Below are 339 nucleotides of genomic sequence, written 5' to 3'. Positions count from 1 at the left end.
GGGTGAGCCGGATAACCCTGGCACGACCGACACCGAGCCGCCGGTGTGTGCGGCAGTGGATCGTCCATCGATTCCGGCTAATGGCACGGGTCTGTTGGGCGAGTTCACTGGTGATCGTTTTGCTGACCTGTGGGCGGTTGATCGTGAGGGTAACCTGCGCCGGTACCAGGGTGGCGCAAGTGGCGCGTTCTCGGGTGGTGCGATCGTGGATTGCGATGCTGGCCACTTCACTTCGATTGTTGCTATTCCGGATAAGAATGGTGATGGTCGTGGGGATGCGCTGGTGGGTTATCCGGATGGGAAGATGTTCTTCTACTACTCTCAGGGTGATGGTTTCCT

The 339-nt window shown here is 58.7% G+C and carries 1 protein-coding gene; it reads left to right on the top strand.

Annotation, left to right across the window (positions count from 1 at the left end):
• On the top strand, positions 1 to 339 hold a 339-nt coding region (locus HMPREF3174_RS09430), incomplete at both ends, for a hypothetical protein (RefSeq protein ID WP_210382948.1).

Source organism: Trueperella sp. HMSC08H06, assembly GCF_001808465.1.
Lineage (GTDB): Bacteria > Actinomycetota > Actinomycetes > Actinomycetales > Actinomycetaceae > Trueperella > Trueperella bernardiae.
This window is presented reverse-complemented; position numbering and strand designations above follow the sequence as displayed.